This is a genomic window from Halorubrum rutilum (assembly GCF_042665015.1).
Classification (GTDB): Archaea; Halobacteriota; Halobacteria; order Halobacteriales; family Haloferacaceae; genus Halorubrum; species Halorubrum rutilum.
In genome coordinates this window covers 1-1,324 of the sequence record NZ_JBHTBL010000022.1, presented here as the reverse complement: position 1 = coordinate 1,324, position 1,324 = coordinate 1, and the positions used below count along the sequence as shown (strand labels likewise).

Genomic DNA, 1,324 nt, shown 5'->3' with positions numbered 1-1,324 from the left:
ATTTGGTCACCTCGCGGATGACGCGACGGCGAACCTTCATGCGCTCGCGTTCCGACCGCTTGTCGTAGTGCTTCTCAAGCACATCTTCCGTCACATCCATCCGGTCACTCACAACCTCGCGTGGGTGCCCGTCGTTTAGATCCCGTGAAATCGCTCCCTTGCGAAGCGGGTGCGAAGAGACAGACGACGGGCACTTACTCGCCGTCTTCTGATCTGTCGCCTCACACTCCTCGACGACGCGATTGTGCGGGCACTCGCCCCAAACGCACGGGCGACTCACTCGGTAGACCGTCTCGCGGATTGAACTCTTCGACAGTCGGCCGTACCTAGATGTGAACATCGGTCGACGGCCGTCGTCGTCGATCTGGTCATCGCGGGTCGTCGAGAGGTAATCCTCGACGACGGCCGCAACCTCCGGCCGTAGCCACACGTCGCGCTCACCGCGTTCACCGTTTTTTAGTGGCGTCGACGGGGGGCGGTGGCGGATCTGTATCGCCGCTTCGTCACGGTCGTAATCCTCCACGTCAAGCGCGTACGCCGCTCCCGAGCGCATGCCCGTTTCCCACAGCAGCAGGAATATCACGTGATCTCGACTCGCGTACCGGAACGTGTCGAGCGCGTCGAGAATCTCGCGCGCACGCTCGGCTCTAAGCACGTCGTCGTTGACTTCATCGCTGTCGCTAAGCTCCGGCATCGGGACCGACTCGCGGAGCCCATCGCTCACAGCGTCGATGCTAGCCCAGAAGTCGAGCGCGACCCGAAGCGTCGCAAGGTGATTCTTCAGGGTGACATTCTTGACCGACCCCTTCCGCCGGTTGAAGAACCGGAGAATCTCCCGACCGTTCAAGTCGTTCAGGTTGTCGATTTCCCGATCGTCACAGAACTCAACGAACGGTTTCAGCCGATACTTGTGGTTTTGCCGGGTGTGGTCTGCGAGTTCCTCACTCCGGCTTTCGAGATACATCTCAACGCCTTCCTGCGGCGTGAGAGGTTCGAGATCGTCGCTCACGCTGACCCCTCCGTATTCCTAGAGACCATCGACTCCGACCGATGAGCGGGTGTTAAAAAGAGAAGATCCTGACGCGGGGAGTGAAACTGAAAGTGGTCGTATCCAGCGGTTGTGTTGCGGTTCCTCAGTCGATCGGGGATTTCATACCCCGGCGTGTAGTGGTCGAACATGGCTTTCGTACCCTAGATACGGAAGCCTTCGCGGACCCGCTGTCCTAGCAGCGGGGTCCGCTTCGATTTCGAGAGGACCCATCTAGAGTGACGGGTCCGCGATATGCTTCCGTGCTGATCGCAGAGGAGATAGTGACTTAATCTT

1 protein-coding gene is annotated in these 1,324 nt (G+C 59.4%); it reads right to left on the bottom strand.

Annotated elements, in window-relative coordinates; all coding sequences use genetic code 11:
* A partial coding sequence (locus tag ACFQMF_RS15615) for a tyrosine-type recombinase/integrase (RefSeq protein ID WP_379792304.1) occupies positions 1-1,009 on the bottom strand: 1,009 nt, incomplete at its 3' end.
* Positions 1,010-1,324: the final 315 nt, after the last annotated feature.